10 protein-coding genes and 1 pseudogene are annotated in these 13,945 nt (G+C 61.6%); 3 read left to right on the plus strand and 8 right to left on the minus strand.

Annotated features, from left to right (window positions below; all coding sequences use genetic code 11):
* The first annotated feature begins 26 nt into the window (after positions 1 to 26).
* Together ACTJKS_RS11480 and ACTJKS_RS11485 are read left to right on the plus strand one after the other, a co-directional pair.
* Positions 27 to 1,144, plus strand: a pseudogene (locus ACTJKS_RS11480) (HlyD family secretion protein).
* On the plus strand, positions 1,141 to 2,733 hold the full coding sequence (locus ACTJKS_RS11485; protein WP_262949475.1) for a DHA2 family efflux MFS transporter permease subunit: 1,593 nt from the start codon (positions 1,141 to 1,143) through the stop codon (positions 2,731 to 2,733). The pseudogene ACTJKS_RS11480 and the gene ACTJKS_RS11485 overlap by 4 nt, the downstream one beginning before the upstream one ends.
* Positions 2,734 to 2,862: 129 nt before the next feature.
* On the opposite strand, the gene ACTJKS_RS11490 is transcribed toward ACTJKS_RS11485, so the two are convergent.
* The 3 genes from ACTJKS_RS11490 to ACTJKS_RS11500 form a co-directional block, all read right to left on the minus strand.
* Positions 2,863 to 3,303, minus strand: a complete 441-nt coding sequence (locus ACTJKS_RS11490; RefSeq protein WP_086794853.1) for a carboxymuconolactone decarboxylase family protein — start codon at positions 3,301 to 3,303, stop codon at positions 2,863 to 2,865.
* 97 nt (positions 3,304 to 3,400) lie between these two features.
* Entirely contained in the window at positions 3,401 to 4,843 is a 1,443-nt protein-coding gene (locus tag ACTJKS_RS11495; protein ID WP_198760383.1) for a mechanosensitive ion channel domain-containing protein, read from the minus strand.
* Positions 4,844 to 5,048: 205 nt separating this feature from the next.
* The gene (locus ACTJKS_RS11500; protein ID WP_198760382.1) at positions 5,049 to 5,915 is read right to left on the minus strand and encodes a pirin family protein; all 867 of its coding nucleotides are present in this window, start codon (positions 5,913 to 5,915) and stop codon (positions 5,049 to 5,051) included.
* Positions 5,916 to 6,238: 323 nt separating this feature from the next.
* Here ACTJKS_RS11500 and dkgB point away from each other — a divergent pair, with 323 nt between their 5' ends.
* Positions 6,239 to 7,042, plus strand: a complete 804-nt coding sequence (dkgB, locus tag ACTJKS_RS11505) for a 2,5-didehydrogluconate reductase DkgB (protein WP_108182211.1) — start codon at positions 6,239 to 6,241, stop codon at positions 7,040 to 7,042.
* Between the two features lie 4 nt (positions 7,043 to 7,046).
* Here dkgB and ACTJKS_RS11510 read toward each other — a convergent pair whose 3' ends face one another.
* From ACTJKS_RS11510 to ACTJKS_RS11530, 5 genes are all read right to left on the minus strand, one after another.
* A complete protein-coding gene (locus tag ACTJKS_RS11510; protein ID WP_262949525.1) occupies positions 7,047 to 10,265 on the minus strand; it encodes a transporter substrate-binding domain-containing protein in 3,219 nt (1,072 codons plus the stop codon).
* Between the two features lie 8 nt (positions 10,266 to 10,273).
* Entirely contained in the window at positions 10,274 to 10,900 is a 627-nt protein-coding gene (locus ACTJKS_RS11515; RefSeq protein ID WP_108182209.1) for a response regulator transcription factor, read from the minus strand.
* 142 nt (positions 10,901 to 11,042) lie between these two features.
* Positions 11,043 to 11,477, minus strand: a complete 435-nt coding sequence (locus ACTJKS_RS11520; protein ID WP_108182208.1) for a chemotaxis protein CheY — start codon at positions 11,475 to 11,477, stop codon at positions 11,043 to 11,045.
* Positions 11,478 to 11,563: 86 nt separating this feature from the next.
* Positions 11,564 to 12,772, minus strand: coding sequence for an EAL domain-containing response regulator (locus ACTJKS_RS11525; RefSeq protein ID WP_262949524.1), 1,209 nt, complete (start codon positions 12,770 to 12,772; stop codon positions 11,564 to 11,566).
* Positions 12,773 to 13,115: 343 nt separating this feature from the next.
* The gene (locus tag ACTJKS_RS11530) at positions 13,116 to 13,832 is read right to left on the minus strand and encodes an MgtC/SapB family protein (protein ID WP_007968289.1); all 717 of its coding nucleotides are present in this window, start codon (positions 13,830 to 13,832) and stop codon (positions 13,116 to 13,118) included.
* Positions 13,833 to 13,945 lie beyond the last annotated feature (113 nt).

Below are 13,945 nucleotides of genomic sequence, written 5' to 3' on the forward strand. Positions count from 1 at the left end.
CTACTCGTTCCCGCAGGTATTACGCCATGACCGCCATGTCCACCCTCGAGCCCGACCTGTCAGCCCCGGTCACCCCCGCCAAACCGCCATTGCGCAAGCGCCTGCTGCTGACCGGCTCTGGCCTGATCGCGCTGGTCGTGGTCGGCGTGTACGCCAGTCATTGGTGGAGCACCGGGCGTTTTCTCGAGGAGACTGACGATGCCTACATCGGTGGCGACGTCACGGTGATCGGGCCGAAGATTGCCGGCTACATCGAAGAAGTGCTGGTCAGCGACAACCAGTCGGTCAAGGCCGGCGACGTGCTGATCCGCCTCGACGCGCGCGACTATCGCGCCAACCTCGCCAAAGCCGAAGGCGCAGTAGCCGCCGAAGAGGCGCTGCTGGCCAACCTCGATGCCACTGAACAACTGCAGCAAGCGGTGATCGGCCAGGCCCGCGCCGGCATCGATGCCGCCGGTGCCGAAACCGCCCGCTCGCGGGATGACAATGCGCGCTACAAACGTCTGGTCAGCACCAATGCCGTGTCGGTGGAAAGCGCCCAGCGCGCCGACGCCAGCTTCAAGACCGCCCAGGCCCTGAGTGCCCGCGCCCAGGCCGAATTGCTCGCCGCCCAGCGCCAACTGGCGGTGATCGACACCCAGAAACAACAGGCCCGCGCCGCCCTGCAACAAGCCCGGGCCGAGCGTGATCTGGCGCAGTTGAATCTCGGCTACACCGAGCTGCGCGCGCCGGTTGACGGCGTNGCAACCGCCGCGCGCGGGTCGGCGCCTATGCTCAGGCGGGTTCGCAACAGTTGTCGGTGGTGCCGGCCAGCGGTCTGTGGGTGGATGCCAATTTCAAGGAAGACCAACTGGCGCGGATGAAACCCGGGCAACGGGTGAGCATCCGCGCCGACGTGCTTTCCGGCCAGGAGTTCCACGGCCGCCTCGACAGCCTCGCCCCCGCCACCGGCTCGCAATTCAGCGTGCTGCCGCCAGAGAACGCCACCGGCAACTTCACCAAAATCGTCCAGCGGGTGCCGGTGCGAATTCTGCTCGATCCGGCCGACGGCGTGCTCGGGCATCTGCGGCCAGGCTTGTCGGTCACCGCTGAAGTCGACACCCGCGCGCCCGCTGAATCCAGCGCCGTGGCCGTCGCACCATGAGCACCACCCTCACCGCCCCGGCGCAACCGTTCAACGCCGCCGACATGACCACCGCAACCAAAGTGTTCGCCTTCGCCACGATGTGCATCGGCATGTTCATCGCGCTGCTAGACATCCAGATCGTCTCGGCCTCGCTGCGCGACATCGGCGGCGGGCTCTCGGCCGGCACCGATGAAACCGCGTGGGTGCAGACCAGCTACCTGATCGCCGAAATCATCGTGATCCCGCTGTCAGGCTGGCTGTCGCGGGTGTTCTCCACCCGCTGGCTATTCTGTGCTTCGGCGGTCGGCTTCACCCTGGCCAGTTTGCTTTGCGGTGTGGCGTGGAACATCCAGAGCATGATCGCCTTTCGGGCGCTGCAGGGCTTTCTCGGCGGCTCGATGATTCCGCTGGTGTTCACCACCGCGTTCTTTTTCTTCACCGGCAAACAACGGGTGATCGCCGCCGCAACCATCGGCGCCGTGGCGTCACTGGCGCCGACCCTGGGTCCGGTAATCGGCGGCTGGATTACCGACATTTCCTCATGGCACTGGCTGTTCTACATCAACCTGGTGCCGGGGATTTTCGTCGCCGTCGCAGTACCAATGCTGGTAAAGATCGACCAGCCGGAACTGGCGCTGCTCAAGGGCGCGGACTACCTGAGCATGGTGTTTCTCGCGCTGTTTCTCGGCTGCCTGGAATACACCCTCGAAGAAGGCCCGCGCTGGAACTGGTTCAGCGATCAAACGATTCTGACCACGGCATGGATCAGCGGTCTGGCGGGTCTGGCCTTTATCGGGCGCACCTTGCACGTGGCCAATCCGATCGTCGATCTGCGCGCACTCAAGGATCGCAATTTCGCCCTCGGCTGCTTCTTTTCCTTCGTCACCGGGATTGGTCTGTTCGCGACGATTTACCTGACGCCGCTGTTTCTCGGCCGGGTGCGAGGCTACAGCGCGCTGGACATTGGTCTGGCGGTTTTTTCCACCGGGGTGTTCCAGATCATGGCGATTCCGTTGTACGCCTTTCTCGCCAATCGCATGGATTTGCGCTGGATCATGATGCTTGGGTTGGGCTTGTTTGCCGTATCGATGTGGGAGTTCAGTCCAATCACCCACGACTGGGGCGCCGGCCAATTGATGTTGCCGCAAGCGCTGCGCGGGATCGCCCAGCAACTGGCGGTGCCGCCGGCAGTGACGCTGACCTTGGGAGGCTTGGCACCGGCGCGCTTGAAGCACGCTTCGGGGCTGTTCAACCTGATGCGCAATCTGGGCGGGGCGATCGGGATTGCCGCGTGCGCGACCATTCTCAATGACCGCACCAACCTGCACTTCACCCGCCTGGCCGAGCATTTGAACAGCAGCAATGAGGCGCTGAATCAGTGGTTGGCGCAGGTCGGTGGCAACCTGGCGACATTGGGCCAGAGCGGTGATGTCGGGACCACCGCCGGCCTGCATCAACTGTGGCTGCTGACCTACCGCGAGGCGCAGACCCAGACCTACGGCGATACCTTCTTGATGATCATGCTGTGCTTCATCATCGCCACGGCGATGGTGCCCTTGATGCGCAAGGTACAACCACCGGCTGCGCCGAGTGCGGATGCGCATTGATCACCCTTTCCGAAACGCCCCTCCCCCTGTAGGAGCTGCCGCAGGCTGCGATCTTTTGATCTTGTTTTTAAAATCAAAGTCAAAAGATCGCAGCCTGCGGCAGCTCCTACAGGGGTTAGGGGTTAGGGGTTAGAGCTGCGGGGTTTTGCGGAAGCCCACGGCCAGACGGTTCCAGCTGTTGATGGTGCTGATCGCCACGCTCAGGTCGACCATTTCCTTGGGCGTGAATTGCGCGGCGACGATGTCATAGTCTTCGTCCGGCGCGTGAGTCAGGCTCAGTTGAGTCAGCGACTCGGTCCACAGCAGCGCCGCACGTTCGCGCTCGGTGAAGAATGGCGCCTCACGCCACGCGGTCACCGCGAACAGCCGGCGCGGGGTCTCACCGCCCTTGATAGCGTCAGCGGTGTGCATGTCGATGCAGAATGCGCAGCCGTTGATCTGCGAAGCGCGCAGCTTGACCAGTTCAATCAGGGTCTTTTCCAGCGGCAGTTTCGAGACCGCAGTTTCCAGGGCCATCATCGCTTTCAGGGCGTCTGGGGAGGCGGTGTAGAAATCGGTACGAGCTTTCATGGTGGAGTTTCCGGGGCCTGTGAATGTGTGACTAAGGTAGTCCCGCCACTGCCCCGGACAAATAGCCAATCTCCCGGAAGACGAGTAGACCACCCCGTCACACGCGCTGACGCAACCAGTGCAGGAACCCGGTTTTCGCCACCACGGTCGGCACGTCCTGGGTCAGGGTCTGAGCCTTGTGCAGGCGATAATCGAGCAAGGCTTTCATCGCCTCGTTGATGTCGTGGCGGGCATCCAGGCACGGCTTCAGGTAGGTCTTCTCGATGCGATACAGCGCGCAAAAGGTTTTTGCTGCGAAGGTCGCCGGCACCGACGAATCGGACAGAATCCCGGCCTCGCCAATCACTTCGCCCGGCCCCATGCGCCCGGATTCGAACGGGCTGCCATGGCGGGTCAACGTCACGCTGACCACGCCGGATTCGATGATGAACAAATGATCGCTGACCTCCCCGGCTTCGAGAATCGTCTCGCCGGCACGAAAGGTTTGCAAGGTCATGTTCTGGCTGAAGGTGTCTTTCTCTTCCTGGCGCAGGGTGGAGAAAATCGGTGAGCTGTCGAGCAGCGCCCGCGGCCGCGAAAGGTTGCCGGTGACGATCGGTTCGACACTCGACAACAGATTGACCCCGGACGCCTGCAGATGCCGGTAAGCCAGATCGAACAGCTGATTGCGCACCGGACGTTTCTGGTCCATAGACGACACAAAGCCGCTGATTTCGTATTCGACACCGGTACTGCTGGCGCTTTTCAGTGCGACGCTCGGCGCGGGATTGTCCAGCAGCGGACGGCAGCCCTGCATCGCCCGTTCCAGCGCATCGATCACCGTATTGGGCCGGGCATGCGGGCTGACCTGGACACTGACGGCCAGGCCGAACATGTTGCTCGGCCGGCTGAAGTTGATGATCTTGGCCTTGGCCGCCAGCGAGTTGGGAATCACCGCCATGCTGCCCTGGCTGGTCTGCAGACGCGTAGCGCGCCAATCGATGTCGATGACCCGGCCTTCGGTGCCGTCGATGGAGATCCAGTCATCGATCTGATACGGCTTGGTGGTGTTGAGCACGATCCCGGAAAACACATCACTGAGGGTGCTCTGCAACGCCAGACCGACAATGATCGCCAAGGCCCCGGACGTCGCCAGCACACCTTTGACCGGCAGATCCAGCACGTAGGCCAGGGCCGCGATAATCGCGATCAGGAAAATCACCGCACCGAGCAGATCCTGCAACAGCCGCCCGGTGTGCCCGACGCGCTGCATCATCACCGCGCCGATCAGCACGGTCAGGGTGCGCGCACCGAACAGCCACCAGCCGATCTGCAACCCGGTCGCCGCCAGATGCAACGGCACGTTGTCCGCCCACGGCGCAGGCTCCATCGGGTTGAGGCCTTCGTTGAACAGCACCGCGCTGAACAGGCTGAAAATCAGCACCCGCACCAACAGCTTCCACTCGCTGCCACGGGAACTGATCAGGCGCCACAGGCCCAGATCGAGCAGGATCAGGATCAACGCGCAAAACAACGGATGTTCGGTCAAGAAAGACAGCATCAAACCACTCCGATACGGGCCAATCGCGAGAAGATCGCACAGATTGGCTCAGTGTAGGAGCAATTGATTTCAGAGGGAGAACGCTCGCGCAAAAACACCGCCCCCCTGTGGGAGCGAGCCTGCTAGCGAAGGCGGTGGATCAGTCAGACACGCATTGACTGGCACTGCGCTTTCGCGAGCAAGCCCGCTCCCACAGGGGTGAAATTTACCCGTGCATTTGGCCAAAACGCCCGGACTGGAAGTCGGCGAATGCCTGATGAATTTCCTGCTCGGTGTTCATCACGAACGGGCCATGGCCGACAATCGGTTCGTCGATCGGCTCGCCGCTGAGCAGCAGCACCACCGCGTCTTCACTGGCCTCAAGGGTCAACTGACGACCGTCGCGCTCGAACAGCACCAACTGCCCGACACCCGCAGTTTCCACACCGTTTATCTTGACCGAACCTTTCAACAGCACCAGTGCAGTGTTGCGCCCTTCGTGCAGATCCAGGCTCAACAATTTGCCGGCATTGAGCCGCAGGTCCCAGACGTCGATCGGCGTGAACGTGCGCGATGGGCCTGTATACCCTTCGAACTCACCGGCAATCAGCCGCAGGCTGCCGGCGTCGTCCTTCAGCGCGATATTCGGAATATCGCCGTCGAGAATGGTCTGGTAGCCGGGCGCGGCCATTTTGTCCTTGGCCGGCAGGTTGACCCACAGCTGCACCATTTCGAGCTTGCCGCCGGTTCTGGCGAAATCATCCGAATGAAACTCTTCATGCAGGATCCCGGACGCAGCCGTCATCCACTGCACGTCGCCCGGGCCGATGGTGCCGCCGCTGCCGGTGGAGTCACGGTGCTGCACCTCACCGTCGTAGACGATGGTCACGGTTTCAAAACCACGATGCGGATGCTGGCCAACACCGCGGCGCTCGGTGGTCGGGGTGAAATGCGCAGGTCCTGCGTGATCGAGCAGCAGGAACGGGCTGATGTGCTTGCCCAGATTGTCGTAGGAAAACAGAGTGCGAACCGGGAAGCCATCGCCGACCCAATGGCCGCGAGGGCTGGTGTAGATACCGATGATGTTTTTCATGGTTGCCTCCAGAAAAGTGGGTGACGCAATGGATTAAGCTTAAATCCATGACGGTCGGAGGACTAGACGGCAAAAATCAGCTTAAGTGTTCCATCTGCAGGACAGTAGTGCACTTTTCGCGAGCAATTCACAACCCCCTGTAGGAGCTGCGGCACGCTGCGATCTTTTGATCTTGTTGTTTAAAATCAAAAGATCGCAGCGTGCCGCAGCGCCTACAAGATTCGTGACTTCTGCTCAACAGTGCTTTGCCCCACCAGCGGTTTTTCTCAAGAACTCAGACGCGGATACTCCCGCCCATTCTCACTGCAACCCTGGAGTCATCAATGTCTGTTCCCGCTTTTGGTCTGGGTACGTTTCGCCTGCAAGGCCAGGTGGTGATCGATTCGGTGCGTAATGCGCTGGATCTCGGTTACCGCGTCATCGACACCGCGCAGATCTACGAGAACGAAGCCGAGGTCGGTCAAGCCATCGCTGCCAGCGGCATTGCTCGCCAAGAGCTGTTCATCACCAGCAAGATCTGGATCGCCAACTTCGCCAAGGATCGCTTGATCGACAGCCTCAAGGAAAGCCTGCGCAAGCTGCAGACCGACTACCTCGACCTGACGCTGATCCACTGGCCATCGCCGGAAGATCAAGTGCCCGTCGCCGAGTTCATGGGCGCGCTGCTCGAAGCCAAACGTCTGGGCCTGACTCGGCAGATCGGCGTTTCCAACTTCACCATCGAGCTGATGCAACAGGCGATTGCAGCGGTCGGCGCAGAAAACATCGCCACCAACCAGATCGAACTGCACCCGTACCTGCAAAACCGCAAAGTGGTCGAGTTCGCGCAAAGCCAAGGCATCCAGATCACCTCGTACATGACCCTCGCCTATGGCGAAGTGCTCAAGGACCCGCTGATCCAGCAGATTGCCGCACGCCTGCAAGCGACCCCGGCGCAAGTCACTCTGGCCTGGGCAATGCAACAGGGCTACGCGGTGATTCCATCGTCGACCCGACGCGCCAATCTGCAGAGCAACCTCGGTGCTGCGGCGCTGACCCTGAGCGACGCCGACATGGCGTTGATCGCCACGCTGGAGCGCGGCCAGCGCCTGACCAGCCCGAAAGGCATTGCCCCGCAGTGGGACTGATCGTTCAGGTCTGAAGGCGCTGCGCGAGACTGAGCATGGCCTCGCACAGCACCTGGACCGAGCGCTCGACCACTGGGATTTCGGCGTCTCGGCAGGCCTGCTCGAGATCCGCACAGGCTGCCACCACTCGCGCGGCACCGACCATCTGCGCGCCGCCCTTGATGTGATGCGCCAGCGTGCGCAATTCACTCGGATTGAGGGGCCGGCGTGCGACGTCCAGCCGTTGCAGGTCGTCCTGCAGGCTGCACAAGACTTGCTCTCGCAATCGTTGCATCAGCGCATGATCGTCACCGGCCATTTGCTCCAGCGCACTCAGGTCGAGTTCGGTCAAGGGCCGTGGCTGCTTCGGCTCGCCCGCATTTTCGCTGTGCCTGGCGCCCTGCAACGCCAGCGCCAGATCAGCCAGGCGGATCGGTTTGAACAGGCAATCATCCATACCGGCCTCAAGACAGCGAACCTTTTCTTCGATCTGCGCATTGGCGGTAAAGCCGAGAATCAGACACCGTGCCCGGCCGCTCGCCGCCTCTTCGCCACGGATGGCCTGCGCGAGTTCGTAGCCGTTGCGCCGGGGCATGTTGCAGTCGGTGATCAGCACGTCAAACGCTTGTGCCCGCCAGCGTTGCAGCCCCTGTTCACCGTCTTCGATATCGACGGTGCGGTGGCCGAGTTCACTCAACTGCCAACAGAGCAGCAGCCGGTTGACCGGATGGTCATCCACCACCAGCACGCTCAGTGAGCGCGCCGGCGTGTCCGCCACCGCGGTGCTTGCAGCTTCGGTGGCAAGCGCGGCCAACGATTGCAATTGCAGACTGACCTCGACCTCTGTTCCATGCCCCGGCTCGCTGTCAAGGCGCAGCGTACCGCCCATCATTTCGCAGAGCTCACGGCTGATCACCAAGCCCAGCCCCGAGCCACTGCGCGCGGACTGCCCGGGGTTGCCGGCCTGAACAAACGGGCTGAACAGGCGCTGGCGGTCCTGCTCGCTGATGCCGATGCCACTGTCTTCGATCAGCACGGTCACGCCCACGCTTGCAAGCGGCATCGCGCGCACTGACAGCCGCAAGCTGATCTCGCCTTGCTCGGTGAACTTGATCGCGTTGCTCAACAGGTTCGACAGCACTTGCTTGAAGCGCACCGGATCAATCAACACATCAACGTCACTCCCCGCCCCCAGCTCGATGTGCCAGGATAGGCACTTTTGTCGCGCCAGCCCTTCGAATACCCGGCACACCGAAGCCACCAGTTCACGCAGGTTGGCCCGCTGCGGCGCGAGGGACAACTGCCCGGATTCGATGCGCGCAATATCGAGAATATCGCCAATCAGCGCGAGCAGTTGCTGACCGGCGCCCGACGCAACCTGAATCGCCAACCGGTCAGTGACACCCTCCTCGGCACGCTTGAGCGCCAGTTCGAGCATGCCGATCAACGCGTTCATCGGCGTGCGGATTTCATGGCTCATGGTCGCCAGGAAAGTCGTCTTGGCGCGGTTGGCATCGTCAGCCGCCTCTTTGGCCTGCTGCAACTGACGCAACCATTGCTGACGCTGACGTAACTGCCAGCGCTGAAAACCGATCCAGGCCAGCGCCAGCACCAGCAACCCCGCCGCGGCGGCAAACCCGAGGACAATCTCGCGGCGGTGGCGTACCCAATAGCTCTCCTCCACCACCACATCATGGCTCCAACGCTCGACCAACTCATCCATCTGCTGCGGCGCGATGCTCAGCAGTGCCTTGTTCAGCATTGTGTGCAGCGCCGTGGCCTGCGGTGCGGTCGCCAATGCGATGCGTGCCGGTTGATCGCCGACGGTGTTGGTGATGCGCAAACGCTCGCGGTACTGGCGGGCAAGCAGAAAGCGCGCCACCAGCAGTGAACTGACGGTCGCATCGGCCTGGTCCTTGACGATCAGTTCCATGCCCTCGGCGGGACTGCGCACCTCCACCAGTCGGACTCGTGGCACGCGCCGCACCAGGTAGTCGCGCAACGGATGCCCGCGATAAATCGCCAGGCGCTTGTCCTGTAAATCGTCGAGGCTGCGCGGGCTGCCGGCCGTTGTCGCACTGATCAGCACAAACGGGTTGTTCAGATAGGCGCGGGTGAACTGCAGCTCGGCTTCACGCTCGCTGCTGGGCGTCACCACCGGCAACACGTCGAGTTCACCGGCCTTGAGCTGTTCGATCTGGCGATCCAGCGAACGCCCCCGAACCACGTCGAATTGCAAACCGGTGCGCTGGCTGATCAGGTTGAGCAGCTGTGCCGACAGACCACTGAAACGGCCCTCGGCATCAAAAAAACTCAGTGGCGCGAAGTCCTCGATCACCCCCACCCGCACTACCGGGTGCTGCGCCAACCAGTCCTGCTCGCTGGCACTCAGGTGTACCCGCGACTGTGCGGCCATCTGCGCGCGTCCTGCGCTCCAGCGTTGTTCGATAAGCTGACGACGCTCCATGGGAATTGCCGCCAGCGCCTTGTCGATGATGCGTTTGAGGCGTACTTCACTGCGCCGCAGGGCGAAACCGAAGGCGTTGGCATCCAGCCCGGACGGTCCGGCCAATTGCAGGTCATTGCGATAATTGGTGTTGACCAGGTAGTTGGCACTGATCAGATCGCCGAGATAGCCATCATCGACACCGAAAGCCACCGCCCCCAGTGCGTCCATCGCCGAGGGATAGCGCAGCACCTGTGCCTCGGGATAGAACGCCTGCACACTGGCCAGCGGCAGATAATCCCCGACCATGGCGATGCGTTTGCCGGCCAGATCCACCGGCAACGTTTCGTCAAACCGGGTCACCAGCATCGGCTGATCGTCGGCGTAGGGTCGCGACAGGACGAAATCAGGGTCGGCGAGTTCAAAGCTGTTGGAGGTGCCGAGCAGGTCGAGTTCGCCATATTTGAGCGCAGCCATGACTTGCTCGCGATTGGCGAAACGCTGCACATCGATGCGCACCCCGAGCAGTTGCGCCAGCAGCTCGGCGTAATCGGCGGTGAGCCCTTCCAGCTCTTGTTGATTGCGGGTGATTTCGAACGGCGGATAGTCCGCACCGGAAATGCCCAAGTGCAAGACCGGATGCTGGCGTAACCACTGACGGTCACGCCCATCGAGCGCAACATGGACATTGTCCAGTTCTGCCTGGGGCAACAGTTGCAGGTGCTGCGCCGGGTCACTGGCCCAAGAGGTGGCCGTGATGCTCAACCACAGGACACAGCACCAGCCTTGCCGATTCATCAGGTCACTCAGAGCAAATGATTGCGTTTGGCGAATTCGCGCAAGTGCACCGTCGAGTTGATCCCGAGTTTTTTCATCAAACGGGTTTTGTAGGTGCTGACGGTTTTATGGCTCAGGTGCATGTCTTCGGCGATCAGTTTGTTGGCTTTGCCCTGGGCCAATTGCTCAAGGATATTCAGCTCACGATTGGACAAGTCGTCGATCATCTGCTTTTCGCTGCGGTGCATAGGGGTCGACGTATAGTCCTTGTCAGACGGCGCCGCAAAGTAGGAATAGCCTGACATCAACGCCTGAATTGCCTTGTGCAATTGCAGCAACTGGTTGGTTTTGGCCACGAAGCCCAAGGCACCGGCACGCAGGCAGCGGTCCTGATAATACTGCGGGTCCTGAGAGGTGAAGATCAGCACCTTGCATTTGGGGTCGATGGCCTTCAGCCGTTCCAGCACCTCCAGGCCACCGATCCCCGGTAACTTGAGGTCGAGTATCACCAGCTTGGGTTTGTGCTCACGATTCAGGGCCAGTGCCTCGCTGGCGCTCGCGGCCTCGTGAATCTCCTTGAATCGCTCGGTTTGGAGTACGAGTCTCACGGCTGCGCGCACCACCGGATGATCGTCGACGATCAGCGCTGACTTCATGACGGCTCCCCGTGCAACCACATGACAAAGGTGCCACGACGTCGGATGCTGCGGACGCCGCTGCTGTGCAAAGACTGTTACACGGGAAGCCTGCGGGATCTACCTGTCAGATCTGACAGTTGCAGCAAACGCCAAACCGTGCTCAAGCCCGGCACTGCAGGGCCGATGCCGGGTCCCGGGCATTCGCTGCGCACTGCGGCGGGCCCTCAACCCGATCCATCAGGTGTTTGATCGCTGCCAGGTCGGGCAGTGCGACATGGCTGATCTGCATGTTCTCCTGAGCAAAACCTGCCGGGGTCTGCACCGGGGCCGAAGGTTCGTTGTAGATCAGAACATGACGGACATGCGGGTTGTTCAGGAAAAAGTCCGACAGGTCCAGCGACCCGGCCGTCAGTTCGGCATTGATGACTAAGGCATCGAAGGGTTCGCAGCCGTATTCCACCAGCGTCAGCAACTCCAGCAGACTCTGCACCGGAGCGACGCGGAAGTATTCGAGATGGTTGAACAGCCGCTCGATTTTCATTCGGTGAAAATGCTGCGGATCGGCAATCAGGATGCGCAGGGTTTTATTGATCATGCTCGATGTCCCGAAGCTCGGAGGTGGCGCGCCAAGACTACGCATCTCGCCGGAACAGCTCTGTAGGATCTTTCCTAAAAATCCGCTCATTCGTCTGTTCCTTTGCCGTGGTTGCGCCGTTGCAGCCAGTTCAACAGATCGGCCCCGGCCATCGGCCGTGCGTACCAGTAGCCCTGCCCTTGCGTGCAGCCCAGCGCCAGCAGTTCACGACGTTGCGCGGCGGTTTCGATGCCTTCGATGACCACGCTCATGCCCAAGGCTTCGCCCAACGCCAGGGTGCTGCTGATGGCCGCGCGGCAACGGGGTTCATGCGCAAGGTTGCGAATGAAATCGGCGTCGAGCTTGATCTCGTTGAAGGGCAACTGACACAGACGCTGCAACGAAGAGAATCCGGCGCCGAAGTCATCGATCGACAAGCGACAGCCCATCATCCGCAACCGCACCAGTGTCTCCAGGCTGGTGGCCGGTGCTTCGAGCAGGCCGCTTTCGGTCAGCTCGAAGGTCAGGCCCGAACCGCTGCTTGTATGTTCGGCCAACAGGCTTTTCAACGTCGATGTCAGTTGCGCATTGGCCAGTTGCACGGTTTGCAGGTTGAACGCCAGGTTCAGGACAAAACCTTGCGCCCGGGCGCTGCGCTGCATCTGCAAGGCCTCGTCGATCTGCGCCAACAGCATCTCGTCGAGTAGCCCGCAACGCTCGAGTACCGGCAAGAACAATGCTGGCGAAATCAGCCCGCGTGTCGGGTGCTGCCAGCGGCACAGCACTTCGACGCCTCGGACCTCGCCGCTCTGCAGGTCGAACTTGGGTTGATACCAGGCCTGCAATTGGCCCTCGGCCAGCGCATGGCGGACCGTCGTTTCACTGGCCAGCGTCATCGCGCGCAGCGGCTGCGGCGGGTTGATCTGCCGGTTGACGAATGTGTCGAGTAACTCGGCCAGTCCCTCAACGTGCAGCGGTTTGCCGACATCACCGAGCAGGTCCAGCCCAAGCAGTGCGACCATCTGATGCACCGCGCGCCGCAGGTCCGCCGACAGCGCACTGCAGATGATCACCGACCTGACCTGCCCCGAGGCGCCGACCCGTTGCAGAAACGCCAGCCCGTCCATGCCCTCCATCTGCAAGTCGCACAGGGCGATGTCCACCGCACCGACTTCATCGAGCAACGCCAGCGCCTGCGCACCATCGCTGGCCTCCAGCACCTGCTGACAACCCAGCCCTTGCAGGAGGTTCACCGCCACAGAGCGCTGAAAAGCGTGGTCTTCCAGCACCAGGATACGAAGCGGCAGGTTGGGCATGAGGGTCGGCTCGCTGTGGGTGACGCACGGATGAGAATGGAGCTCGCGAGGGAGCGTCTGTGGTCGCTTAACCATCGAGATGTTCCAGCACGGTGCCAGGGCCCTGGCGATTCCGGATCGCAGAGCGTGTAGGACTTAGAGTTTGACGGCGTAAGAAAATGTGTTGAGCACGCTATCCAGAACTCACCAGAAACGCTGTAGGAAACGTCCTGAAAACAGCTGGAAATCTCTTGAAAGCAGACAACATGCCGCACAGGCATTGGCCGATGCGGCGATGTTCATGACAGCACCAGCGACTGTGAACGCTGAGAGCCACGCCCAATGGCGGTGCAATGTGGTTGCCTTATTCGGTGGTGCTGGGACTCCAGAACGCCTGCACCACCAGCGCCGACGTCGAGATCCGCGCCACCAGCGCATCGAGTTCATCACCGTCGACCGAGGTGGTCGCCAGCGTGGCTTCGATCTCGATTTCGTCGGCACCGAAGGCGTGTACATCGACGTCGCTGGCCGGGTAATTGCTGCGTTCCAGCTCGGCTTCGAGCAGGGCGAACACGGCTTTCTGCTGCGAGCGCCGGGCGATCACGTAAACGATGTTGGTGACTTCCGCCGAGACCACGTCCAGTGGCTGGCGGTTGATGTTGTTGACGATCGGTCGCAGCAAGGTGTTGGCGGCGAGGATGAACAGCGTGCCGAGCACCGCCTCGGCCAACAGGTCGGCCCCGGCGCAAGCGCCGACGGCGGCGGAAGTCCACAAGGTCGCGGCGGTGTTGAGGCCACGGACGTTACCTTCCTCGCGCATGATCACGCCCGCGCCGAGAAAGCCAATGCCGGAAACCACGTACGCGACCACCCGCACTGCGCCTTCAGCGCCGCCGAGACGGTTGGCCATGTCGACGAAAATCGCCGCACCGACCGCCACCAGCACGTTGGTGCGCAGGCCGGCGGTGCGTTGCCGGTACTGGCGCTCGAACCCGATCAGGCCACCGAGGATGAACGCCGCGCTGAGGCTGACGAGGGTGTCGAGCAGCGAGGTGAGGTTGAGGTTGTTGATGGCTTGCATGATGAAGCTCCTTGAATAGTCCACAGTCCCTTTGTTGGGCTTGCTGCCAATTCACTTGAACTACCCGTTCCCTGTAGGAGCTGCCGCAGGCTGCGATCTGTTGATCTTGTCTT

The sequence above is a fragment of the Pseudomonas sp. 22189 genome (assembly GCF_052045635.1).
Classification (GTDB): Bacteria; Pseudomonadota; Gammaproteobacteria; order Pseudomonadales; family Pseudomonadaceae; genus Aquipseudomonas; species Aquipseudomonas parakoreensis.